Source organism: Helicobacter pylori (genome assembly GCF_017594925.1).
Classification (GTDB): domain Bacteria; phylum Campylobacterota; class Campylobacteria; order Campylobacterales; family Helicobacteraceae; genus Helicobacter; species Helicobacter pylori_DP.
The window spans coordinates 40,324-65,846 of the sequence record NZ_JAALNT010000008.1; the positions used below are offsets into that span (position 1 = coordinate 40,324).

20 protein-coding genes, 1 other RNA gene and 1 pseudogene are annotated in these 25,523 nt (G+C 39.1%); 9 read left to right on the plus strand and 13 right to left on the minus strand.

All coding sequences use genetic code 11. The features are described 5' to 3' along the window. Positions 1-231 precede the first annotated feature (231 nt). Entirely contained in the window at positions 232-1,197 is a 966-nt protein-coding gene (gene moaA / locus G6069_RS04340; RefSeq protein ID WP_079373744.1) for a GTP 3',8-cyclase MoaA, read from the minus strand. Between the two features lie 88 nt (positions 1,198-1,285). On the opposite strand from moaA, the gene mobA reads away from it, so the two are divergent. Beyond that, positions 1,286-1,891: a molybdenum cofactor guanylyltransferase MobA gene (mobA, locus tag G6069_RS04345; protein ID WP_079373745.1), complete on the plus strand. Its 606-nt coding sequence runs from the start codon at positions 1,286-1,288 to the stop codon at positions 1,889-1,891. After that, a pseudogene (gene flhB / locus G6069_RS04350) lies at positions 1,884-2,960 on the plus strand (flagellar biosynthesis protein FlhB). The gene mobA and the pseudogene flhB overlap by 8 nt, the downstream one beginning before the upstream one ends. A gap of 82 nt (positions 2,961-3,042) precedes the next feature. Here flhB and G6069_RS04355 read toward each other — a convergent pair. The 8 genes from G6069_RS04355 to G6069_RS04390 all read right to left on the minus strand — a co-directional run bounded on the left by G6069_RS04355 (position 3,043) and on the right by G6069_RS04390 (position 11,562). Beyond that, a complete protein-coding gene (locus G6069_RS04355) occupies positions 3,043-3,780 on the minus strand; it encodes a hypothetical protein (RefSeq protein ID WP_197293489.1) in 738 nt (245 codons plus the stop codon). An 18-nt stretch (positions 3,781-3,798) separates the two neighbouring features. After that, positions 3,799-5,121, minus strand: a complete 1,323-nt coding sequence (locus tag G6069_RS04360) for an N-acetylmuramoyl-L-alanine amidase family protein (protein ID WP_197293490.1) — start codon at positions 5,119-5,121, stop codon at positions 3,799-3,801. 6 nt (positions 5,122-5,127) lie between these two features. Further along, a complete protein-coding gene (fabX, locus tag G6069_RS04365; RefSeq protein ID WP_187868003.1) occupies positions 5,128-6,219 on the minus strand; it encodes a decanoate oxidase/trans-2-decenoyl-[acyl-carrier protein] isomerase FabX in 1,092 nt (363 codons plus the stop codon). 16 nt (positions 6,220-6,235) lie between these two features. Further along, a complete protein-coding gene (gene tyrS, locus G6069_RS04370; protein WP_197293491.1) occupies positions 6,236-7,444 on the minus strand; it encodes a tyrosine--tRNA ligase in 1,209 nt (402 codons plus the stop codon). A 23-nt stretch (positions 7,445-7,467) separates the two neighbouring features. Further along, the gene (locus G6069_RS04375) at positions 7,468-9,795 is read right to left on the minus strand and encodes a RelA/SpoT family protein (RefSeq protein WP_197293492.1); all 2,328 of its coding nucleotides are present in this window, start codon (positions 9,793-9,795) and stop codon (positions 7,468-7,470) included. Next, positions 9,782-10,006, minus strand: coding sequence for a DNA-directed RNA polymerase subunit omega (locus G6069_RS04380; RefSeq protein WP_000712202.1), 225 nt, complete (start codon positions 10,004-10,006; stop codon positions 9,782-9,784). Before G6069_RS04380 ends, G6069_RS04375 begins: the two co-directional genes overlap by 14 nt. Before the next feature lie 41 nt (positions 10,007-10,047). Continuing rightward, on the minus strand, positions 10,048-10,770 hold the full coding sequence (gene pyrH, locus G6069_RS04385) for a UMP kinase (RefSeq protein WP_001148056.1): 723 nt from the start codon (positions 10,768-10,770) through the stop codon (positions 10,048-10,050). A 108-nt stretch (positions 10,771-10,878) separates the two neighbouring features. Next, positions 10,879-11,562, minus strand: coding sequence for an MqnA/MqnD/SBP family protein (locus tag G6069_RS04390; RefSeq protein WP_197293493.1), 684 nt, complete (start codon positions 11,560-11,562; stop codon positions 10,879-10,881). A gap of 130 nt (positions 11,563-11,692) precedes the next feature. On the opposite strand from G6069_RS04390, the gene acnB reads away from it, so the two are divergent. The 4 genes from acnB (at position 11,693) to G6069_RS04410 (ending at position 17,625) form a co-directional block, all read left to right on the plus strand. Next, positions 11,693-14,251, plus strand: a complete 2,559-nt coding sequence (gene acnB, locus G6069_RS04395; protein WP_197293505.1) for a bifunctional aconitate hydratase 2/2-methylisocitrate dehydratase — start codon at positions 11,693-11,695, stop codon at positions 14,249-14,251. Positions 14,252-14,292: 41 nt separating this feature from the next. Continuing rightward, on the plus strand, positions 14,293-14,598 hold the full coding sequence (locus G6069_RS04400) for a hypothetical protein (RefSeq protein ID WP_197293506.1): 306 nt from the start codon (positions 14,293-14,295) through the stop codon (positions 14,596-14,598). A gap of 276 nt (positions 14,599-14,874) precedes the next feature. After that, complete coding sequence (locus G6069_RS04405) at positions 14,875-16,164, plus strand: IS701 family transposase (protein WP_197293494.1); 1,290 nt, start codon at positions 14,875-14,877, stop codon at positions 16,162-16,164. 93 nt (positions 16,165-16,257) lie between these two features. Beyond that, a complete protein-coding gene (locus G6069_RS04410; RefSeq protein ID WP_197293495.1) occupies positions 16,258-17,625 on the plus strand; it encodes an outer membrane family protein in 1,368 nt (455 codons plus the stop codon). Positions 17,626-17,631: 6 nt separating this feature from the next. Here G6069_RS04410 and G6069_RS04415 read toward each other — a convergent pair whose 3' ends face one another. The 3 genes from G6069_RS04415 to lolA all read right to left on the minus strand — a co-directional run bounded on the left by G6069_RS04415 (position 17,632) and on the right by lolA (position 19,196). Continuing rightward, positions 17,632-18,159: a hypothetical protein gene (locus G6069_RS04415; protein ID WP_079369247.1), complete on the minus strand. Its 528-nt coding sequence runs from the start codon at positions 18,157-18,159 to the stop codon at positions 17,632-17,634. A gap of 43 nt (positions 18,160-18,202) precedes the next feature. After that, positions 18,203-18,586: a transfer-messenger RNA gene (ssrA, locus tag G6069_RS04420) on the minus strand. 55 nt (positions 18,587-18,641) lie between these two features. Continuing rightward, complete coding sequence (lolA, locus tag G6069_RS04425) at positions 18,642-19,196, minus strand: LolA-like outer membrane lipoprotein chaperone (protein WP_197293496.1); 555 nt, start codon at positions 19,194-19,196, stop codon at positions 18,642-18,644. Positions 19,197-19,342: 146 nt separating this feature from the next. Here lolA and secA point away from each other — a divergent pair, with 146 nt between their 5' ends. The 3 genes from secA (at position 19,343) to hofF (ending at position 24,943) form a co-directional block, all read left to right on the plus strand. Beyond that, entirely contained in the window at positions 19,343-21,940 is a 2,598-nt protein-coding gene (gene secA, locus G6069_RS04430) for a preprotein translocase subunit SecA (protein WP_197293497.1), read from the plus strand. Further along, on the plus strand, positions 21,930-23,162 hold the full coding sequence (locus G6069_RS04435; protein WP_197293498.1) for an FtsX-like permease family protein: 1,233 nt from the start codon (positions 21,930-21,932) through the stop codon (positions 23,160-23,162). Before secA ends, G6069_RS04435 begins: the two co-directional genes overlap by 11 nt. A 281-nt stretch (positions 23,163-23,443) precedes the next feature. Next, entirely contained in the window at positions 23,444-24,943 is a 1,500-nt protein-coding gene (gene hofF / locus G6069_RS04440) for an outer membrane beta-barrel protein HofF (protein ID WP_079334654.1), read from the plus strand. A gap of 331 nt (positions 24,944-25,274) precedes the next feature. On the opposite strand, the gene G6069_RS04445 is transcribed toward hofF, so the two are convergent. Continuing rightward, positions 25,275-25,523 (minus strand): restriction endonuclease subunit S (locus tag G6069_RS04445; RefSeq protein ID WP_197293499.1); only part of this gene is annotated, 249 nt, incomplete at its 5' end.

Below are 25,523 nucleotides of genomic sequence, written 5' to 3' on the forward strand. Positions count from 1 at the left end.
AAAGATTTAAAAAAAGCGAGAGATTTGGGGGATTTTAAAAGGTTTAGGGTATGCTTATAAGTAACCCCCCCCCCCCCGAAAAGACCGGAAACTAAAAAAGCCGGAAATAAAAAACGCTAGAACTTTTTCCATAAGGCACTCCTTATTGTTTGATCCTAACCACTATAACCAAAAATCCTAAACAAACCGCCTTATTTTTATAAAAAGATTTAAAATAATAAATATTTTCCCCTACCCCCCTGTGTAGTAAAACGCCCTTGTGGGAGTTTCGCTGTTTTTATCATTCCACATGTTTTTTTCTGGTTTATTGATGATGGATTGTTTTAAAAGCTTTTCCATCATTTTTGTATCTTTATTGATGATCGCCTCTTTAGCGTCTATGGCGTCTTGATAGTATAAACATGGGCAAATTTTGCCATCAGAAGCCAAGCGGATACGATTGCAAGATTGGCAAAAATCATCGCTATGCGGAGCGATAATGCCAAATTGATAGCCATTTTCTAGCGTGTAGATTTTAGAAGACCCTTGTTTGGGTTTTTCTGTCTCCATTATTTTGTATTTTTGAGCGATTAGATCTAAAATTTCTTCCTCTTTCAAGCCTTTAACCAAACTTTTAGCATGCGTATTTTCCATAAATTCAATGTAGCGGATTTGTATGCGCCTATTTTTTGCGTATTCTAAAAGATCTAAGATTTCATCATCATTAACGCTTTTCATCACAACCGTGTTTAATTTGAGTTTTAAACCCACTTTCAAGGACTCTTCAATCCCTTCTAGAGTATTTTTAAGAGCGTCTTTTTGAGAGATTTTTAAAACCCTATCGCTTTTTAAAGAATCTAATGAAACATTCACCCGTGATAACCCGGCATCTTTTAAACCCTTAGCCATTTTTTTGAGTAAAAAACCATTAGTGCTTAAAACTAACGCTACTTCCTTATTGTAAGCGTGTAGTTTAGCGATAAATTCGTCTAAACCCTTGCGTAACAATGGCTCACCACCAGTGATTCTGATTTTTTTAACGCCCTCATCAATGGCGATTTTAAGAAATTCTAAAACATTATCCAAAGGCAATAATTCTTCATCATCAAAAAAATCTAATGGCGTAGCAGGCATGCAATACTGACACCTGAAATTACATTGTTTGGTTACAGAAACCCTAATATAGTCAATAACCCTATTAAAACTATCTACCAACACTCCCTTTACCCCTTATGCCCTTTTATTTAAGCTTTTAGTGTAACATAATAAAACAATGACTTAACAACATTAAACATGGATAAATCTTTTGAAAAACCCTATCATTGATAACATTCCTTGCGTTTTATTAGCTGGGGGCAAAAGCTCTCGTTTTACCATCAATAATATTCAAATCAATAAGGCTCTCATGCCTTTAAAATCGTATTCTAGCCTTTTAGAATACCAATACTCGCGCCTTTTAAAACTTTTCAAAAAAGTCATTATCAGCTCTAAAAAATCGTATGAACTAAACGCTCCCTATCTTTTAGAAAGAGAGGGCGATCTTTTTTCACCCCTTTTTGGCATTCATAACGCTTTTTTAACGCTGCAAACCCCTTATATTTTTTTTATCCCTATAGATACGCCTTTAGTGTCCTTTGAGAGCATCAAGGCTCTTTGTGGGATTAAAAATTTTAGCGTAATCTATGCTAAAAGCCCTACAAAAGAACATTATTTAATTTCTCTGTGGCATCAAAGCACCCTTAACGCTCTTAGTTACGCTCTTAAAACGCAAAATTATCGCTTGAGCGATCTTATGAAAAATACCCCCTCTATCGCTATCCATTTTGATAAAGAAGAAGAATTTTTAAATCTCAACACCCTAAAAGACTATGAATTAGCCGTTCAAATTTTAAAAAAGAGGGCCAATGGCTGAAGAAGAAAAAACCGAACTCCCTAGCGCGAAAAAAATCCAAAAAGCCAGAGAATAAGGCAATGTGCCTAAAAGCATGGAAGTGGTGGGGGTTTTAGGGTTATTGGCCGGGCTAATGAGTATTTTTGTTTTTTTTATATGGTGGGTGGATGGCTTTAGCGAGATGTATCGCCATGTGTTGAAAGATTTCTCCCTAGATTTTAGCAAAGAAAGCGTTCAAGAGCTGTTTAACCAACTGGCTAAAGACACTTTTTTATTGCTTTTACCCCTTTTAATCATTTTAATGGTGGTGGCGTTTTTATCCAATGTCTTGCAATTTGGCTGGCTCTTTGCCCCTAAAGTCATTGAGCCTAAATTTTCTAAAATCAACCCTATCAATGGCATCAAAAACCTTTTTTCTTTAAAAAAGCTCCTTGATGGGAGTTTGATCACCTTAAAAGTTTTTTTAGCTTTTTTTCTGGGGTTTTTCATCTTTTCCTTATTTTTAGGGGAATTAAACCATGCGGCTCTTTTGAATTTGCAAGGCCAGTTATTGTGGTTTAAAAATAAGGCGTTATGGCTCATTTCTTCGCTTTTGTTTTTATTTTTTGTCTTGGCTTTTGTGGATTTAGCAATCAAGCGCCGCCAATACACTAACTCTTTAAAAATGACTAAACAAGAAGTTAAGGACGAATACAAACAACAAGAAGGGAACCCAGAAATCAAAGCCAAAATCCGCCAAATGATGGTAAAAAACGCCACGAATAAAATGATGCAAGAAATCCCTAAAGCCAATGTCGTGGTGACTAACCCTACCCATTATGCCGTCGCTCTTCAATTTGATGAAGAACACCCTGTGCCTGTGGTGGTGGCTAAAGGCACGGATTATTTAGCCATTAGGATTAAGGGTATCGCTAGAGAGCATGATATAGAAATTATAGAAAATAAAACGCTCGCTAGAGAGCTTTATAGAGATGTGAAATTAAACGCCGCCATACCAGAAGAATTGTTTGAAGCGGTAGCGATTGTCTTCGCTCAAGTGGCTAAACTAGAGCAAGAACGCCAAAAACAAAAGATCATCAAACCTCTTTAAGATTTTTTAAACCCGCTTTTAAGCCCCAAAAAGACACTCAATCAAAGACACTCAAAAAACTTTAGCTATCCCTACTTGAGCTTTAAATTTGATGCTCCAAACGCCTTAAAGTGTTATGCACGTATTCTAAAAGCCACCCTAACAAGCCTAAAAAGTAAAAACCCAATCGCATGCCATAGTATTCTTTAGTTTGAATGAACATGCTAGAGCATAGCACCACCACGCTAAGCCCCACGATCAAAATAAGCGTGTTAGCGTATTCATACAACCCAAAAAGGCGTTTATGATAGATTAAAACCAGTATCAATAAAATAAGCGCGAGGATAAAAAGGGAAAAATCCACGCAATCAGACACGCTTAAAAATCTAAAACTCTGTAAAGAAGAAGCAAAAACCCACACGATGCAAATATTCATAGAGGGCAAGAAAGATTGCTTCATGCTAGCCCCTAAAAAACGCCACAATAAAGTCGCTAACAGCGCAAAATAGAAAACATAAAGCACTATTGAAGAATTTTTAATAGGAAAATTCCAAGCGTAGAAAGAAAGGCATAATATCCCTACGCAAGCGCATTTTTGGCGCGTGAGGGTGAAAGGCTTTAGAATAAGTGCAAGCAAATAAATTGAAGAAACGCCTATTAGTCCCAAGTAATCTAATTTGACAATGAAATCATAAACATGGTTTTCAAACAAAAAAAACAATTGCGAAAAATCATTGCTAAAATGCGAAAACAACAAAGTTTCCACATTGAACAAAAACAACAAAAAAAATAATGAAGAAAAAACGACTTTATGCGTGTGTATTTTTTGATAAAAATTCATCTACAACCTAATCATTGCCTAATCATTCTTGCTGAAGAAACTATCAATGCCATCAGCAATGCCCTTAGCCAAGATTTTTTGATACGGTTTGCTTTGGATGCGTTTAGATTCTATCGCATGGGAATTATAACCAATTTCTATTAAAATTGAAGGCATTAAAGCCCCGGCTAACACCCAAAAAGGCCCCTCCCTAACACCCCCATCCACCACATCAGGGTAATTTTTGCGGATACTTTGGAGCATGCCGTATTGCACATCAATCGCCAATTTGTTAGAAACAATCAATCGCTGCGTGTTCAATGAATTTAAAAGCAAACTTTTAGAAAAATAATCCATTAAATTTACATCGTCTTTATTTTCTTGCTCAGCCACTTTCCTAGCCCTTTCGCTCCTTGCGGTGGATAAAAAATAAGTCTCTATGCCATGGGCGTTAGAAGTGGAATGCTTGGGGATGGAATTGGCATGCACTGAGATGAATAAATCCGCGCTTTTTTTATTGGCTAATTCCGTGCGAGCCACTAAATCAATATAAATATCCTTATCCCTTGTCAATAAAACACTATAACCTCTTTTTTTAAGCTCTTTATGCAAAAACTTCACCACTTCTAAAACAATGTCTTTTTCACACACCAAATTCGCGCTCATCGCCCCGCAATCTTTCCCCCCATGCCCAGCGTCTAAAACGATTTTTTTGTGTTTTTTGCGTTTGGTTTTGATGAAAGTGTCATTTTTTTCTACTATAAAAACTTGGTTCTTACTCTCATTTTCCGCTTCTTTTTTAGGAATTTCTTTTTTAGCGCTCCTTCCGTTCCATTGAGAATGCGCGTGTTTTGAATACGCATGCTTAGTTGGCGTTTTCTCTTTAACTTCTTTAGCCTCTTTTTTAATAGATTTAGGGGCAGGTTTTGGTGTGGGGTGTTTTGGTGCTTGGTGTTTTGGCGTCCGGTGTTTGGGTGGTTTTGGTGCCATTTGATGCCTTATTAAGGGCTTTTTCTCCACGATAGAAACATAGAGCTTGTTTTTAAGAATCTTGACTTCATAAGTCATTTTAGGAGCATAGCCGATAACCACTCGCGCTAATTTAGGGCTGAATTGCGCGATCGTGATGGACGATTGTTTAGAAAATTGGTAATGCTTTTTAGGAATGGTTAAAATGGCTTCTAATTCCAAATAACTCTTGAAATTTTTGAGCGAAACTTCTTTGAATTTTTTAATTTCTTGATTGAACGAGATTTTAACACTGCTAGAGCCAAAAGGCACAATGTTGATGATTTTAAGGGTTGTAGCATAAGCAAAATGCAACCAAAAAAGACATGCAACAACCCCTAACCTCACAAGCACTACAAATTAACCCTCTGTAAGCTCTTTAATCAATTCATGCACGCTGATAATCTTATCCACTCTATAGCCATTAGCCCCGGTAAAATAAAGCCCCTCTTCTCTGTTCCCTAAATAACTGCGCCCCAAGCCATCAGCGATGCAATAACCCACCTTTTTAGCCTCTTCACCCCTGTTACAAGGCGTTACACAATTGCTCACGCATGCGATTTTGGGCGCATTCCCCTCTTCAATGCGCTTGATCACCCCAGTATTAATAGCCCTAGCCGGATAGCCTACAGGCGATTTAATGAGTAAAATATCTTCTTTTTTGAGCGTGGGCAAAAGATCGGCATACGCTTTAGCGTCGCATTCTTTCGTGCCTAAAAAACGAGTCGCCATTTGCACCCCACTCGCTCCAAGACTCAACATGGTGTCTATATCTTTCCTGTCCCAAATCCCCCCAGCAGCGATGATAGGGATATTCCCCCATTCCTTAGAAGCTTCCACGACTTTAGGCACTAAGTTTTCTAATCGGAATTCTTCTTTGAAACAATCTTCGTATTTAAAACCCTGATGCCCCCCACTCAAAGGCCCTTCCACAATGAATGCGTCCGGGATTCTTTTATAGCGATCGCTCCATCTTTTACAAAGGATTTTTAAAGCCTTCGCTGAAGAAATAATAGGGATGAGCGCCACATCGCTAAAATCCTTAGCGAATTCAGGCATGTTGGTGGGCAAACCAGCCCCTGTAATAATAATATTCGCTCCTGCTTCACAAGAGTCCCTTAAAACACGGCCATAGTCATTGATAGCGTATAAAATATTCGCTCCCAAAGGCTTGTTCCCGCAAATCTTCCTAGCGTTTGCAAAAATCTCATTCAACGCTTTTTTGGAGTAAAAATTCAAGGCTTCAAAGGGTTTTTTAGCCACAATCCTTTCTACAAAACGCATGTTTTTATAATAACCAGTCCCTACGGCTGAAATCACTCCTAAAGCCCCTTCTTTGGCAACATTTCCAGCTAGTTCATCCCAGCTAATCCCCACACCCATTCCCCCTTGAAAGATAGGGAATTTTATGGTGTGCTTACCGATTTTTAGCGGTTTGAGTGTTGATACCATAGCTCTTTCCTTAATATTAGTTAATATTTAATTTCATAAATCTTTTCTTACCAAGCTGTATAACATAATTTCCTTTAACAAAACGATAACCCTCATCTTTTATCACTTCTTGATTAATCTTTACCCCTCCTCCTTGAATATCGCGCCTGGCTTGTGAAGTGGATGGGCAAAAGCCAATCTGTTTTAAAACATCTAAAATCCCAACCCCTTCATCAAAATCGCTCTCTGATAAAATTTCAGGCAAAAGGTTTGCGCTAAACACTTTAGAAAATTGCTCTTTAGCCTTGAATGCTTGATCGTTATCATAATAACGAGCCACGATTTCACCAGCGAGATCTTCTTTAACGGCTTTAGGGTGCAAGGTTTGATTTAAAATACCATGTTTTAAGTCTTCAATTTCTTCTAAAGTCTTAGCGCTCAAAAGGGTGTAGTAGCGCCACATGAGATCATCGCTCACGCTCATGATCTTCCCAAACATCGCATTAGGCTCTTCAGTGATCCCCACATAATTCCCCAAGCTTTTACTCATTTTTTGCACCCCATCAAGCCCTTCTAATAAAGGCATGGTGATGACAGACTGCTCTTTATTCAAGCCGTAAGCTCGTTGCAAAAAGCGCCCCACTAGCAAATTAAACTTTTGATCGTTGCCCCCAAGCTCAATATCCGCATCCATCGCCACTGAATCATAGCCTTGCAACAAAGGGTATAAAAATTCCACGATGCTAATGGGGCGGTTTTCTTTATAGCGTTTAGCAAAATCGTCCCTTTCTAGCATTCTAGCGACTGAAAACTTCGCGCACAATTCTATCATGCCTTTTGCGCCTAAAGTATCCAACCAAGCGGAATTAAAGCACACTTCGGTGTGTTTTTGATCTAAAATTTTATAGATTTGCTCTTCATAAGTTTTAGCGTTTTCTAAGACTTGCTCCCGGTTTAAGGGCTTTCTGGTTTCATTTTTCCCTGTAGGATCGCCTATCATAGCGGTAAAATCCCCAATCAAAAACTTAACCCTAGCCCCATATTGCTGCAATAAGGCTAATTTTTGGATCAATACCGTATGCCCTAAATGCAAATCGGGAGCGGTAGGATCAAACCCGGCTTTAACGATAAAGCGTTCATTGGTTTCATAATATTTTCTCACTAGCTTTTCAATATATTCTAATCCAATGATTTCATTAGCGCCTCTTTTGATCTCTTTTAAGGCGATACTGATTTTTTGTTCCATGTTTATTCCTTAATTGGGGCTTATTATGATTCATAAGCATCATCCAGACTGGATAATTCTACAATCCTATCCTGATATTTGCGATTGATTAAGGCTCTGATCCAATCCGCCTTATCCGTGGCTATTTCAAAACTCACTTCGCAATGGCTAGAATACTTGTCTTTATAGCCCAAGTAAGACACGCCCACAATATTGCATTCATTCCTGTTTAAAAAAGTCAATAAACTTGCTAAAACCGACTTTTTTTCGCCTAAATAAAACATCATTTTATAAATCGTTCGATCCCGCTTGTGCCATTCTATATAAACCATCGGCACTTTAGCATCCACTTCCGCCATCGCTTTTTTGCAAAACTTATGGTGCGCGATCACTTTTGGATCTTTTAAATCCGTTACAATCGCAATGATTTCATCGCCATATTTAGGATAACAACAATCATTCAATAACACCTGTTTGATTTCCAAAGCGTTACTTGAACAAACGCTAAAATGCTCCAATTCCTTACACTGCCATTGCCGGTTTGGGGTTAAAAAATTCAAGACATTGGTTTTAAAACCCAAATACCTTAAACCTCGAGTCCATAAACTCATCTCTTGGTATTCTAAAATCGCGTCTTCTTTTAAAGAAAACACTTTATTTTCAATTTCTTCGGTGAGTTTGGCTAAATTTTCAAAGCTTTTCATCGCTTCTGTTAAAGTGGTCTCCACCCCGCAATCTGTTAATCTTTCTTCAAAGTTTTTATAATCTTTCAAATCCACATCTTCAAAAACAGAACGCCCAAAAAAAGTCGCTAAGATATTAATCATGCTCTTAGTGTCAATTTCTTTCAAGCGGTTTCTTCTTTGGATGCGCAAATGGTTTTTAGCCTTAGAAGTTTTAAGCTGATCCATCCAAATGAAACGAGGTATTATTTTATCGCCTTTAATAATTTTAACCACATCCCCGCTTCTTAATTCCTGATTGAGTAAGGCTTTTTTACTATTGATATAAGCGTCCGTGGCTTTATCGCCCAAATCGCTATGCACCATGTAAGCGAAATCTAAAGCGATCGCGCCCACCGGTAAAGTGTAAGTGTCCCCATGAGGCGAAAAAACGACAATGTCTTCACGATACAAATCGTTCTTAGCGAGTTCGTAAAATTCCTTAGGGTCGTTTTTCAAATCGCTGTCATGGTATTTAAAATTTTGCAACCACCTCATGCCCTCATGATGATCTTCATGATCCACGCCCCCAGCTTTATACTTCCAGTGGGCTGAATTACCATACTCCGCCCCCATATGCATATCAAAGGTGCGAATCTGCACTTCATAAACAGAAGATTCATCAAAAATGGTCGTGTGTATGGTCTTATAGCCATTTTCTTTGGGTAAAGCGATGTAATCTTTAAAACGAGAAACAATGGGTTTGAAATTCAAATGGATGATCCCTAAAACTTTATAGCAATCAATCGGGTTTTTCAATAAAATCCTAATGGCTAACAAGTCTAAAATTTCATCAATATTGACCGCGCCCTTTCGTTGCATCTTAAGATAGATAGAATAAGGGCGTTTCACCCTTGTAACGAGTTTGAAATCCGAATGGCTAAACCCGCTGTCAAAAAGTTTTTTTTCTAACTTGCTCGCAAAAGCGTTGAGTTTTAAGAGTAAAGACTGCTTGTTTTTGTGCAAATATTCCTTGATATTTTTATACTCTTCTGGATAAATATAATAAAAGCTCTTGTCTTCTAATTCATTTTTGATTGAAGACATGCCCAATCGGCTCGCTATGGGGGCATACACCGCTAGAGTCTCTTTAGAAATACGCACTTGCTTGTCATGAGGCAAGGCGTCTAAGGTGAGCATGTTGTGCAACCTGTCGCTAATCTTTACCACTAAGGCTCTTGGATCTTGTATCGCGCTAATAAGGATCTTTCTGAAAGTGAGCGCTGAAACCACCATTCTGGGATCTTGAGAGCTCACCCCTAACTCTTCTTTCCTGATTTCAGTGATTTTAGTGAGCGCATCCACTAAATTAGCCACATCTTGCCCAAATTCTCGCTCAATCGTTTCAATCTCACAAGGCGTGTCTTCTACCACATCATGCAAAAGCGCAGCGCACACCATCGCCTCATCGCCCCCACAAAACGCTACCAAGCTTGCCACACAAATAGGATGGACAATATAAGGCTCGCCACTTTTTCGGTATTGCCCCTTATGGCTTTTGGTCGCTAAATTTAGGGCGTTTTCAATTTTGGGCGTAAAATCAATTAAAGTCCTTAAGATTTCAATGCCACCCTTTGGGGTCGTAACTTTTTTGATAACATCCAAAATCCGTAAGAATCCGATATCAACGGATTTATCAATTTCGTTCATCTATCCTGTCTATATCAATTTTCCCTTCAGCGATTTCTCTGATAGCAATATCCACTAATTTATGACGCTTAGGGTCCATATTCACTAAAGTTTTGGCTCCGGCGTTTAATTGCTTCACACGAGCGAAAACTAAATTATCTAGCATGTAGCGGTCGTTCCCAATATTTTTTAAGGCTTGAGCGACTAAACTCTCTGTTCTCTCTTTTTTCAAACTGATCCTTTTATTTTGAGTTCTATCCAATGTTAAAGGGCTTATTTTACCATAGAAAACACGCCTTGTTGGTGCTTAATCACTTGCAATAAATTCCCTTTTTTGAACATGTTACACACCACAATGGGGAGCTTATTGTCTTTAGCTAAAGAAATGGCGGTATCGTCCATCACTTCAATATCCCCTATCAAGGCATCGTTATAGCTTAAAGTGTCTAATTTTTTAGCGTCTTTAAATTTGTTAGGGTCTTTATCGTAAATGCCATCCACTTTAGTCGCTTTAATGATTAAATCCGATCCAATTTCAATCGCTCTTAAAGTGGCAGCCGTATCCGTAGTGAAAAACGGGTTTCCCGTGCCTGCGCCAAAAATCACCACCCTACCCTTTTCTAAATGCCTGATCGCTTTCCTGTAAATGTAACTTTCACAAATTTCTTTGATTTCAATCGCGCTCTGCACCCTTGTGTCTAAGCCGATATGCTCTAAAGCTTCTTGCATGGCTACCGCATTAATCACGGTGGCTAACATGCCCATATAATCCCCACTGGTGCGCCTAATAATCCCCCCTTGAGCCGCGCTAACCCCCCTAATGATATTGCCTCCACCAATCACAATACCCACTTCAATATCGTTTTCCACTAAACTTTTGATCTCTTTAGCGATGTGATCTAACACATGAATGTCAATCCCAAACTGGTTGTCCCCAGCTAACGCTTCCCCAGAAAATTTCACCAAAACCCGTTTGTTTTTTATCTTTGCTTGCATGATCCCTTCTTAATTAATTAATAAAATTTTAATAAAACTTGTGATTGTAACCTAATCTTGCTTAAAAACACCCTTTCTGAATTTTAAGCCTACATTCTCAGCGAATCACTAAAAGCGCTTGGGTTTTTGAATGCGTTTGAATAACAATTCACGATAGAACGCTTTAAGGCCTGATTGTTCCTTTTTGCCTAAAGTGTAGTAAATTTTTTGCAAGTAGTTTAGAATATCTTGGCGTTTCAAGTTGGTTTTTAAAGCGGCTTCTTTAAGGATATAGTAAGGGATTTTTGTTTTTTGATGCTTGAAAGCTAAAGACAAGCGCTTGTAAAAATCCTTGTTTTGATAATAACACAAACGCCCAAAAACAAACGGTAAGCGTTTTTTTTCATACCAAAGAGCGGCTAAATCTATAAAATCTTTTTTAGGGTTGGAATAATAAAACTGCAGTGCTTTATTGCCGATTAACACTTCGCCTTTTAACCCTAGCACTTGAGAGAGGGCGTTTGAAGAAGCGCTTTCTTTATCAAAAGCGTTTTTTGTATCCACAACCAACACGCTTAAAACTTCCTTATAAGCGACAATGCCTAGAGAATAAGAACAAAGAGCGAATGAATAGCCAGCGATAGAAGAAATAAACCCCGCATCAATACGCCTGAATAAAAAACTCTTATTGAGTTTGGAAGGGTAGGTTTTTTTAAGCCGTAAAAATTGTTTGAAATAACAAGGGGTGGGGTAAGATTTGATAAACACATCAAAAGGGAGCATGTTCAAATAATCAATTTTACCAAAACGCACTTAAAATCCTTTTTTGTATCGCATGGTAGCTAAAGTTTCTTACAACTTAACTAAAAGTAAAAAGAGTTTTGTTATCATGGGGCAAATGATTAGGGCATTAGCCAATAATGCCATTTAAAAAGGAGAAATGATGAAAGATTTTTTAGAAGATTATAAAAAAAGCGTTTCAGAAAGAGAAAGTGAGGGTATTCCGCCACTCCCTTTAAGCGCTAAACAAGTGGAGGCTGTCGTTGAGATTTTGATGAAAGATCCTACAAACGCCGCTTTTGCTAAAGAATTACTCATTCACAGGGTAAGCCCTGGGGTTGATGAGGGGGCGAAAGTCAAAGCGGAATTTTTAGCCCAATTGTCTCAAAAAAAACTAGAATGCGCGCACATTAGCGCTTTAGAAGCGACCACTCTTTTAGGCACGATGCTTGGGGGGTATAATGTAGAGCCTTTGATTATGGGCTTAGAAAGTCAAGACAAAAACATCGCTAAAGAGAGTGCGAAAGCTTTAAAAACCACTCTTTTAGTCTATGGATCGTTTGATAAAATCGCTGCAATGAGTAAAACTAACGCTTTGGCTAAAGAGGTGCTAGAGTCTTGGGCGAACGCCGAATGGTTTTTGAATAAAGAGCCTTTGAATGAATGCATTGAAGCGTGCGTGTTTAAGATTGATGGCGAAACCAATACCGATGATTTAAGCCCAGCGAGCGATGCTTTCACACGAAGCGATATTCCTTTACACGCCAAAGCCATGCTAAAAAACCGGATTGAAAATTACGAACAACGCATAAAAGCCATTAAAACTAAAGGCGTTCCTGTAGCGTATGTGGGCGATGTGGTTGGCACAGGAAGCTCTAGAAAAAGCGCGACTAACTCTATCATGTGGCATTTTGGTAAGGACATTCCTTTTGTGCCTAATAAAAGGAGTGGGGGCATTGTGATTGGAGGGGTGATCGCTCCGATTTTCTTTGCGACTTGTGAAGATAGCGGGGCGTTACCCATTGTGGCTGATGTTAAGGATCTAAAAGAGGGCGATTTGATTAAAATCTATCCTTATAAAGGCGAAATCACGCTCAATGATAAAGTGGTTAGCACCTTTAAGCTAGAGCCTGAAACTTTGTTAGATGAAGTTAGGGCTTCTGGGCGTATCCCTTTAATCATTGGTAGGGGTTTGACGAATAAAGCGCGTAAATTTTTAGGGCTAGGCGAATCTGAAGCGTTCAAAAAGCCAGCCGCTCCTAAAAGCGATGCTAAAGGCTACACTTTAGCCCAAAAAATTGTAGGCCATGCTTGTGGGGTAAAAGGGATCTTGCCTGGCGCTTATTGTGAGCCAAAGGTTACCACCGTGGGCAGTCAAGACACCACAGGGGCGATGACTAGAGATGAGGTTAAAGAATTGGCGAGTTTGAAATTTGATGCGCCTTTTGTGTTGCAGAGTTTTTGTCATACCGCCGCTTACCCAAAGCCTAGCGATGTGAGTTTGCATGCAACCTTGCCTAGCTTTATCACTCAAAGAGGTGGCGTGGCGTTGCATCCGGGCGATGGCGTGATCCATACATGGCTAAATCGCATGGGATTGCCTGACACTTTAGGCACAGGGGGGGATAGCCACACCCGTTTCCCTTTAGGCATTAGTTTCCCGGCAGGGAGCGGGCTAGTCGCTTTTGCAGCGGTTACAGGCACGATGCCATTGAACATGCCAGAATCCGTGTTGGTGCGTTTTAAAGGGGAAATGAATCCTGGGATCACCTTAAGGGATTTAGTGAATGCGATCCCTTATTATGCCATCAAAAAAGGGTTGCTCACGGTGGAGAAAAAGGGTAAAATCAATGTCTTTAATGGGCGTATTTTAGAGATTGAAGGCTTGCCTGATATTAAAATGGAGCAGGCTTTTGAACTAAGCGATGCGAGCGCAGAAAGGAGCGCGGCCGCTTGCGTGGTGCGTTTGAATAAAGAGCCGATGATTGAATACTTGAAATCCAATATCAAGCTGATTGATGAGATGATTGCAAGCGGTTATGAAGATAAAGAGACTTTGAAAAAACGCAGAGACGCGATGCAAGCTTGGGTGGATAATCCGGTATTGTTAGAGCCAGATAGTAACGCCCAATACGCCGCTATCATTGAAATTGATGTGGCAGAAATCACGGAGCCTATTTTAGCTTGCCCTAATGACCCTGATGATGTCGCTACTTTGAGCGAAGTTTTAGCGGATACGACCGGCAAAAGACCCCACGCTATTGATGAAGTGTTTATTGGCTCTTGCATGACAAATATCGGGCATTTCAGAGCCTTTGGTGAAATCGTTAAAAACGCCCCTCCTAGTCAAGCACGCCTTTGGGTAGTGCCACCCAGTAAAATGGACGAACAAGAGCTTATCAATGAGGGCTATTATGCGATTTTTGGGGCTGCCGGGGCAAGGACTGAAGTCCCAGGCTGTAGCTTGTGCATGGGCAATCAAGCGAGGGTTAGGGATAATGCGGTCGTCTTTTCCACTTCCACACGGAATTTTGATAATCGTATGGGTAGAGGGGCTAAAGTGTATTTAGGCAGCGCGGAGCTTGGGGCGGCGTGCGCTTTACTAGGGCGAATCCCCACTAAAGAAGAATACATGAATTTAGTGAGCGAAAAGCTAGAGAGCCAAAAAGACAAGATCTATCGCTACATGAACTTTAACTTAATGGAGAATTTCAGGCTCTAGTTTTATTTTCATTAAAAGGGGTGATCCCTTTTTGTTTAGCTATGACTGAGTGTTGGGAGAGGATAAAAAGGAGAGCGGTGGTGAAAAAAGTCGTTGTGAGTTTATGCGTGGCGTTAGGTTTTTTAAGTGCGGATCCGGTGCAAGCCAATAAAGCGATCAGTAATGCGGATTTGATTAAAGAAATAAGGGATTTAAAAAAAATCATCAGTGCACAAAACACGGAGATTAACCAATTAAGAAAAGTGCAAGAAGTCTTATCTGGGCAATTAGGGGACATGCGTAAGGATATATTAAGCACTAGGGATTACTGCATTAGCTTAAGGCCTTATATTTATAATTGGCGCTAGAGGATCATCAAAGCATGAAAAGCATGCGCCATTCAATCCTTTGATGACCATTCAATCCTTTAATGGTTGGAAAAATTAAAGTTGGGGGAGGTTTGGTTTTAGCTCTGTATCCCTATAATAGGGATTTTACAGGGTTTGATCATCTAGGGCATTCAATCCCAACACGCCTTAGAAAAATCCTCTTTAATTGGATTGTAGGGGTAAAATTAATCCCCTTGTTAGGGCTAAATGTCCTATAATAAGGTTTTAGGAAATTCATTTTAAAGATATTAAAAAATGCCATACGCCTTAAGAAAAAGATTTTTCAAACGCTTTTTATTGTTTTTTTTAATTGTTTGTATGATAAATTTGCATGCCAAAAGCTATCTGTTTTCCCCTTTGCCCCCAGCGCACCAGCAAATCATTAAGACAGAGCCTTGCTCTTTGGAGTGCTTGAAAGACTTGATGCTGCAAAATCAAATCTTTTCTTTTGTGTCCCAATACGATAACAACAACCAAGATGAGAGCCTTAAAACTTATTACAAGAACATCTTAAACAAACTCAACCCCGTATCCATCGCTTCTCAAACCCCAGCTAAAGAAAACTATGGGCCTAAGATTGAATTAGCGATTTTACTGCCTAAAAAGGTGGTGGGGCGTTATGCCATTTCGGTGATGAACACCCTTTTAGCGTATTTGAACACCAGAAACAACGATTTCAATATCCAAGTCTTTGACAGCGATGAAGAAAGCCCTGAAAAATTAGAGCAAACCTATAAAGAAATTGAAAAAGAAAAATTCCCCTTTATCATCGCTTTATTGACTAAAGAGGGCGTGGAAAATTTGCTCCAAAACACGACTATCAATACCCCTACTTATGTGCCTACGGTGAATAAAACGCAATTGGAAAATCATACCGAGCCTTCTTTAAGCGAACGCTTGTATTTTGGGGGGATTGATTATAAAGAGCAATTAGGCATGCTAACAGCTTTCATTAGCCCTAATTCGCCCGTGATTGAATACGATGATGATGGCCTGATAGGCGAACGCTTGAGGCAAATCACGGAGTCTTTAAACGTTGAAGTCAAGCACCAAGAAAACATTTCTTACAAACAAGCGACCAGTTTTTCTAAAAATTTTAGAAAACATGATGCGTTTTTTAAAAATTCTACCTTGATTTTGAACACCCCTACCACTAAAAGCGGTCTGATCCTTTCTCAAATAGGGCTTTTAGAGTATAAGCCTCTTAAAATCCTTTCCACACAAATCAATTTCAACCCCTCTTTACTCTTGCTCACCCAGCCTAAAGACAGGAAAAATTTATTCATTGTCAATGCCTTACAAAACAGCGATGAAACGCTGATAGAATACGCTTCCTTATTAGAGAGCGATTTAAGGCATGATTGGGTGAATTATTCCAGCGCGATAGGGCTAGAGATGTTTTTAAACACGCTAGATCCGCATTTTAAAAAATCTTTTCAAGAAAGTTTAGAAGACAATCAAGTCCGTTACCACAATCAAATCTATCAGGCTTTGGGGTATTCTTTTGAGCCGATACAAAACGAAAGCGAAACAAAAAAAGAATAATATTTAGATAATTATTTGAATACTTTTATTTTTAATGGGTTTTTTAATAAAATTGGAATATGATGCGAGCGAAAATTAAACAAAGGTTATTCTGTGTTAAAATTTCAAAAATTATCTCTATTGTTTGTTTCTATTCTTTATAATCAAAGCCCTTTATTGGCTTTTGATTATAAGTTTAGCGGGGTAGCGGAATCTTTTTCTAAAGTGGGGTTTAACCATTCCAAACTCAATTCCAAAGAAGGGATTTTCCCTACAGCCACCTTTGTAACCGCCACGATCAAGCTTCAAGTGGATTCCAATCTGCTCCCTAAAAACATTGAAAAACACAGCCTAAAAATAGGCGTTGGGGGGATTTTAGGAGCGTTCGCTTACGATTCCACCAAAACGCTCATAGACCAAGCCACGCATCAAATCTATGGCTCAGAACTTTTTTACCTCATAGGGCGTTGGTGGGGGTTTTTAGGCAACGCTCCTTGGAAAGACTCCCTCATAGAATCTGACGCTCACACCCGTAATTATGTGCTGTATAACTCCTATCTGTTTTATTCTTATGGCGATAAATTCCACTTAAAATTAGGGCGTTATCTTTCTAACATGGATTTTATGAGTTCCTACACACAGGGTTTTGAACTGGATTATAAAATCAATTCTAAAATAGCGTTAAAATGGTTTAGCTCTTTTGGGAGGGCGTTGGCTTTTGGGCAATGGATACGGGATTGGTATGCCCCTATTGTAACTGAAGATGGCAGAAAAGAAGTTGATGATGGCATCCATGCCGCGCAACTCTATTTTTCTAGCAAGCATGTTCAAGTCATGCCTTTTGCTTATTTTTCGCCTAAGATTTACGGAGCACCCGGTGTTAAAATCCATATTGACAGCAACCCGAAATTTAAAGGCTTAGGGCTAAGGGCTCAAACCACTATTAATGTGATTTTCCCTGTTTATGCTAAAGATTTATACAATGTGTATTGGCGTAACTCTAAGATTGGCGAGTGGGGCGCATCGCTTTTAATCCAACAAAGCTTTAACTACAACGAATTTAACTTTGGCTTTGGTTATTACCAAAATTTTGGCAACGCTAACGCAAGGATTGGCTGGTATGGTAACCCCATCCCTTTTAATTATAGAAATAACAGCGTTTATGGTGGGGTCTTTAGTAACGCTATTACCGCAGACTCTGTTAGCGGGTATGTCTTTGGTGGGGGGGTGTATAGAGGGTTTTTATGGGGTATTTTAGGCAGATACACTCATGCCACTAGAGCGAGCGAAAGATCCATCAACTTGAACTTGGGCTATAAATGGGGTTCTTTTGCTAACTTTGATGTGAATTTAGAATACTATGTGGTCAGCATGCACAACGGCTATAGATTAGACTATCTCACTGGCCCTTTCAACAAAGCCTTTAAGGCTGACGCACAAGATAGGAGTAACCTTATGGCTAGCATGAAATTCTTTTTTTAAACCCTATCAATTAGGTTTGGTAGAATTGAGCCATTGTTTTTGGAAATCAATGGCTTTTCTCAATTCGGCTTCTAGCTGGGCTAAAACATCTTTTAAGGGCTTAACATCAATCGAATTGTCTTGCTTGAAAGAATCCAACTGTTTGTCAATTTGCAAAGCGGCATCTAGCGCGTCTTGGGGGAATACCGGCTCGCCTAAAGCCTTTTTAATCGCTTCGCCGATTTCAATCGTTTCAGAGCCTTGATGATCTTTTAAGTTAGGATTATTTTCTTTGTCCTTAGGCTTAGGCTCTAAAATCAAGCGCAAATGTTTGATTTTTTCATGCAAATCGTTAAGATCTTTTAAGTGATCGGTGTTTCGCCCCCTATCCACCGCTTTTTCTAAAAGCTTATCGCTCAGGCTCACTAACTGATCGCTTAATTTAATGCTGTTAGCTTGAGCTTCTGTTACTTCATCAATATCAATCGCTGCTAAAGCGCTCACAAAATAAAAGGGCAACGCCCACCTTCTAAAAAGAGAGAAAAACTTCTGCATTTACCTTCCTTCAATACGCTATAAAAATGATACTTTTTTAATATGGTGGAGCTGTGGGGAATCGAACCCCAGTCCAAAAATCTTGTCCTAAACACAAACTTCTACAATGCTTAGAAAATTGGTTAGTTTTTAGCCTTAAAACTAGCTCTGGTCCAACTTTCTAAAACCTTGAGATAGTTTCAAGAGTTCTTTTTCTTAGTTTAAAAGGCGAACCACCTTTTAAAAGCGTCTAGCTTAAGGTTATGGAGCGATTAAAACGCTAGAAATTCTAATCAGTCCAGCTCCAAAAGGAGATTAACTCACGCAGCTTTAGCGTAAGCTGGAGCGTAATCTGCGTTGTTTACAGTTATTTTTGTTGCTGTTTTACAAGCAGCGCTTGGCATGCTATCTGTGCGACAAGAAATCTGTCGAAATCCAAGTCAGCCCCATGATTTTAAAAGCTTGTCTATTTTAACTAATTTTTATTAATGAGCGGCTAAAAATCACTGGCACACAATATCAATGTTTTCATCTTTAGGCTTAAAGACAAAGATTTCATTAGGGATTTTAGGGTTGATTTCTGCTTGAGAAAAAGTGATCATAACAAGATTATTCATTTCATCTCTAAATTCCAACGAAAAAGGCTTGCCGTCTTTAAAAACCAAACGATAAGTGGTCTTGTTGATAGTCGTTTGAAACGATCCGTCATCTTGCTTTTTTAACCGCTTGAGAATGGTGAAAAAATCCGTCTTGTCTTTTAAGGGCGTGATAGTCGCTTGGAATAAATTAGGCTCATAAACCACCACTTCCTTATCGTTCATGTAAATTTCTTTTTTTAAGGGTTTTTCATAAACCCATAAAGCCCAATTAGGGGCTTTAGCCTTTAAAATCCCATAATAAACTAAGGGTTTTTCATTTTTTAACACTTGCTTGAAACTCGCGCTAAAACTTTGCAAATTTTGTAAAACCTCTTCTTCTTTAGAAAGGGTTGAAGGATTTTTAGCATGAGCGGCACCCATAAAAATCAAAACCATGCAAATCTTTAAAAAAGCTTTCATTAATCAAACCTTAAAATAATCTCTCATCTTTAATAAAACCCTTTATTTTACAAGACTTTTATTTTATCCATGCTAAAATGGGATTAAAAACTGACGCTTTAATCAAATAAATGGGATTGAAGCACTCTTAAAAGGTTACTACTACCATGATAAAAGCAATCATTGGAAAAATCATTGGCACCAGAAACGATCGCTGGATCAAACAATACAAAAAAAAAGTCCTAGCCATCAACGCCTTAGAGCCTACTTATGAAAAAATGAGCGATGTTGAACTGCAAAACGCTTTTGAAGAATTAAAAAATCGCGTGCGATCCGTAGAAAAAGATTTGCAAGAAAAAACCCTTTTAGAAGTCTTACCAGAAAGTTTTGCTATCACTAGAGAAGCGAGCAAAAGGATCTTAAAGATGCGCCATTTTGATGTACAACTCATTGGGGGCATGGTCTTAAACGATGGCAAAATCGCTGAAATGAAAACCGGAGAGGGTAAAACTTTAGTCGCTACTTTAGCGGTGGCTTTGAACGCTTTAAAGGGCGAGAGCGTGTATGTGGTAACCGTTAATGATTACCTAGCCCATAGGGACTCTAAAGAAATGGAGCCGTTGTATCATTTCTTAGGTTATAGCGTAGGCACGATCACTGCGAGCGTGCGCGATGATGATGAGCGCTTAGAAATTTATTCTAAAGACATTGTTTATGGCACTAATAATGAATTTGGCTTTGATTATCTAAGGGATAACATGAAATATTCTTTAGAGCATAAGGTGCAAAAATCGCATGCGTTCGCTATTGTTGATGAGGTGGATTCCATTTTAATTGATGAAGCGAGAACCCCCTTAATCATTTCAGGGCCTGTGGATAGGCGCATGGAAAATTACAACAAGGCTGATGAAGTCGCTAAAAGCATGCAAGTGGAAATAGATTTCACCATAGATGAAAAAAACCGTGCGATTTTAATCACTGAAGAGGGGATTAAAAAAGCCGAAAACCTCTTTGGCGTGGATAATTTATACAAGATTGAAAACGCCGCCTTATCGCACCATTTAGACCAAGCTTTGAAAGCGAATTACCTCTTTTTTATTGATAAAGATTATATTGTAGCCAATAATGAAGTGGTGATTGTAGATGAATTTACCGGCCGTTTGTCTGAGGGGAGGCGCTTTAGTGAGGGCTTACACCAAGCTTTAGAGGCTAAAGAGGGCGTGAGCATTAAAGAAGAGAGCCAAACCTTAGCCGATATCACTTTCCAAAATTATTTCAGGATGTTTTCTAAACTTTCAGGCATGACAGGCACGGCTCAAACCGAAGCCACAGAATTTTTAGAAATCTACAATTTAGAAGTGGTGTCTATCCCTACTAATCTAGCGATCAAGCGGAAAGATTTGAACGATCTCATCTATAAGAGTGAAAAAGAAAAATTTGACGCTGTGATCCTTAAAATTAAAGAATTGCACGATAAGGGTCAGCCCGTTCTAGTTGGCACGGCTAGCATTGAAAAGAGTGAAACCTTACACGCTTTACTCAAAAAAGAACGCATCCCTCACACCGTTTTAAACGCCAAGCAGCACACCAAAGAAGCTGAAATCATCAAAGACGCCGGGCTTAAAGGGGCGGTTACGATTGCGACTAACATGGCAGGCAGGGGCGTTGATATTAAACTCACTAATGAAATTAAAGAGCTTGGGGGGCTGTATATCATTGGCACTGAAAGGCATGAGAGCCGCAGGATTGACAACCAATTAAGGGGGCGAAGCGGGCGCCAAGGCGATCCGGGAACAAGCCAATTTTATTTGAGTTTAGAAGACAATCTGTTACGCATTTTTGGGAGCGATAGGATTAAGGGGGTGATGGAAAAATTAGGGCTTAAAGACGGCGAACACATTGAATCCAAGCTTGTAACAAGAGCGGTGGAAAATGCACAAAAAAAAGTGGAAAACTTGCATTTTGAAAGCCGTAAGCATTTGTTAGAATACGATGATGTCGCTAATGAGCAACGAAAAAGCGTGTATAAATTTAGAGATGAATTATTAGATGCCAATTACGATATTAGTGCTAAAATCGCTGAAAACAGAGAATACGCGCTCAATCAAATCTTTTCTAAACTCAAAGCCTTTGACCATCAAAACCTGTCTGAAGAGGAACTTTTAGGGCTTAAAAACGTCTTAAAAGAAGATTTTAACGCTCATGTTGCATTAGAAGATTTAAAAAAAGCCGCTCCTATTGAAAAATTTGTGGCTGAAAAACTCAAAAGCGATTATGAAAACAAAATGAAAGTTTTAGATAGCGAACAAAGAAGCCGGATCGAACGCATCGTGTATTTGCAGATTTTAGACAACGCATGGCGAGAGCACCTTTACACGATGGATAATCTCAAAACCGGTATCAATTTGAGAGGCTATAACCAAAAAGACCCTCTCGTAGAATACAAAAAAGAGAGTTACAACCTTTTCTTAGAATTCATTGAAGACATTAAAATGGAAGCGATCAAAACCTTTTCTAAAATCCAGTTTGAAAACGAGCAAGATTCTAGCGATGCCGAGCATTATTTGGATAATTTTAGCGAAGAAAGAGAGCATGAGAGCGTAACTTACCGCCATGAAGAAACTTTAGATGAAGATTTGAATGTGGCCATGAAAGCTTTTTCTAAAACCCCTAAAAGAAACGAGCCTTGCCCTTGTCAAAGCGGCAAGAAATACAAAGATTGTTGCGCTAAAAGCGGGCCTAAAAAGGGCTTATTTGCCAAATAGATCCTTAATCTTTTTCCTTATCAAGCGTTATTTGCGTTTTGATAAAAGCCAGCCATTTATTAGTATCACCGCTTTATTAGCCTTTTTCGGCGTGGCGGTTGGCGTGATGGTTTTGATTGTGGCTATGGCGATCATGAACGGCATGAGTAAGGAATTTGAAAAAAAGCTTTTTGTGATGAACTACCCCTTAACGCTCTATACCACAAGCCCTTATGGGATCAGTGAAGAAGTGGTTCAAGCTTTAGAAAAAAAGTTCCCTAATTTGCTTTTTAGCCCCTATTTGCAAACTCAAAGCCTGATTAAAAGCGCGCATTCCATGAATGGTGGCGTGGTGTTTGGGGTTGATTTTTCTAAAGAAAGGCGCATTAATGAAGTTTTAAATGACGCTTTAAAAAACACTAATACAAACGATCTTTTCAAAAACCCTTTTAATTTGATCGTGGGGAAAAGCTTGAGATACAGCTTGAATTTAGATCTCAATCAAAAAGCCGATTTGTTTTTCACCGAATTAGAGCCAACAGGTCTCACGCTCTCCCCTATCATGAAACGCTTTACTATCAAAGGCGATTTTGATTCGGGGCTAAAATCCTATGACATGAGCTACATGTATACTAGCCTTCAAGCTATAAGCGCGATCAGGAGGCTACCCTTAGGGCTTTATGATGGGGTGCATGTCTATTCTAAAACGCCCATGAAGGATATTGAAAATTTACGCAACGCTTTAAAAACCATCAACCACCATGGCATAGGCATTGAAGGGTGGTGGCAACAAAACGGGAATTTTTTCTCGGCGATGGAATTAGAAAAAAGAGCGTTATTCATTGTGCTAATGCTCATTATTTTAATGGCGTCTTTGAATATCATCAGTTCGCTTTTAATGGTGGTGATGAACAGGCGTAAAGAAATCGCCCTACTCTTTAGCATGGGGAGTAGCCAGAAAGAAATCCAAAAAACCTTTTTTTATTTGGGCAATATCATTGGTTTGGGCGGTGTGATTCTTGGGGTGGTTTTAGCGTTTATAAGCATGTATCTTTTAAGCGTGTTCCCTATCATCTCGCTCCCAGCAGATGTCTATGGCATCAACACTTTGCCTTTAGATTTGTCTTTAATGGATTTTACGCTCACTCTCATAGGTTCTGTGATCATCGTAGGGCTTTCTTCTTATTACCCGTCTAAAAAAGCTTCTACTATTGACGCTTTAAGCGTGTTAAGGAATGAATAAATTAAAAAATTAAATAATATTGAGATGAAATAAGGCTTTGAGTGTCTGTATTTGACTAACAAAGAAAAATTTTATTCTCAAAATTAAAAAAAACCATAATATTATGCTAGTATTAACGCACGACTTAGTTAAGAATTAACTTTGTAAGTCGGACTTCGTAGAAAAAAGGACGAAAGATGAACAGACTGATTAGATGTTTAAGATCTGTAAGAAAAAATTTTCTTTGAATGGTGTTGGCTTACTCTATTTAGAATTTTTGGTTTATACTAAAGGTTAAACACATGAACTACAAAGTTGCATCTGCTAAAAATATCGCAACGCTTCTTTTTTTATTCTCTTCTCAAAGTGAAGCTCTTGATTTGGGTAAAATCGCTAAAATTAAAGCGGGTGCTGAAAGTTTCTCTAAAGTCGGTTTCAATAACAAACCTATCAACACTAATAAAGGGCTTTACCCTACCGAAACCTTTATGACGATCATGGCTTACATGCAAGTGGATTTTACGGAGCTCTTGCCCAAAAGCGCTACGGCTAACGGGCACCATTTAGACGGAAGCCTTGGGGGTTGGGGGGGTGCTGTTATTTATGATACCACTAAGGATTTTATTAACGAAGTTACAGGGAAACCCTATGGGGCTATGACTTGGAACTATGTGGGCTATTGGGGCGGTCTTGTAGGGCAAAAACCATGGGCTAGTTGCGGGTTAGCCACAGGGAATTTGACTCAAGGTCAATACGATAAGATGACTCAAGCTGAAATGACGCAGTTGTCTAATCAAGAAGCTTTAGAGGCTTCCACTTGTGCAAAAACCTATGCCGATCACACCAGAAACTATGTGATTTATAACGCTTACTTGCGCTACAACTACAAGGACATTTTTGAAATTAGGGGCGGGAGGTACGAATCCCCAGCGGACTATATGAGCGGTTACAACCAAGGCTTGGACATGACCTTAAATTTAGGGAATTTCAAATTCTGGTGGTTTAGCTCGTTTGGCCGTGGCTTTGCCTATAACGAGTGGCTTTATAATTTCTATTCGCCTAAAACCTACACTCTTAAAAACGGGCAAACCATAAACCCTGGGGTGCATGCCTTTTATATCATTTGGAATTACAAGGGTTTCAGCATTCAGCCTTTTGTCTATTTTTCACCCTTTAACGAATACGACCCTAACTTCACGATCACTTATGATAGTAACCCCACTTTTACCGGCTTAGGGTTTCGCTCTCAAACCGATGTTACCGTGCTTAATCCCTTTTATGCTAAAAGATTTTGGGACACCTATCAATTTGGCATGCCAGCCGGTAAGAACGCGCACAGCTTGATGATCAAACAAAAGTTTGAATGGAATGAATACAATTTTGGTTTTGGGATTTATAAATCCTTTGGGAACGCTAACTGGATGATAGGCTACCATGGTAACCGCTTGGGCTTTGACTTTTGGACGAACACCGTTTATGCAAACACCCTTAACTCTTTGTCTTACATGATGGACGCGAACGCTTTTACCGTGTTTGCCTTTGGCGGTGGGGTGCATAGGAAATTCCTTTGGGGTTTATTGGGGCGTTTGACTTATGGGCCTAGAGCGAACGAACAAGTCCTATCGCTCAACTTGGGCTATAAATTCACTAAAAATTTTTCAGCCGACATTAAATTTGAATATTATAATGTGTTGATGCATCAAGGCTATAAAATGGGGTGGAACGGGCCAAAATTAGACAGCCAGCCCGCCACTGATCAAGACAGGAGCCATATTTTCACCGAAATCGTGTGGAAGCTTTAAACCCTCTTTAAATAACAACCCTTTAAGGGTTTGTTAAAACGCCTAGTAAAAAACAGCCATTAAAAACCGCTTTATCGCCTATTTTAGGGCTTGTTTTTAAAAAGCGTTAGAATTTTTAAACTTTTTTATTACGCTATTTTTGGCTCTGTGATACTAAAACTTTTTAAAAATGGGCTTTTTTTGCTTTGTCATTTTAAAACTCATTTTAAAAAATATTTCAAATTCTTTTTATAAGGGGATAGGGGGTATTTTGAAATAACTCTCCCCTACAACCCCCAACTAAAAACCCCCTAACCCCCCAAGACCGCTTTTTTTAGAAAATATCACTTGCTTACGCAAGCTCTTTGTTATTTAGTGGGGTTAGGGGTTTGAAGGTCAATAGTTTTTCTCGGTAGTATTCGTATTGTTTTTTTCGGGCTTCTATTTCAGCTGGGATACCGGCTAATAAATCGGTGGTTAAAGCCAAGAATTGATCTAAAATCTTAACGATCTCTTGTTGGATTTCTAGGGGTGGGATGGGGATTAAAAAATTTTGTAAGTCTTTGCTATAAACATGGGGAATTCCCCCTGTGCTTTTTGT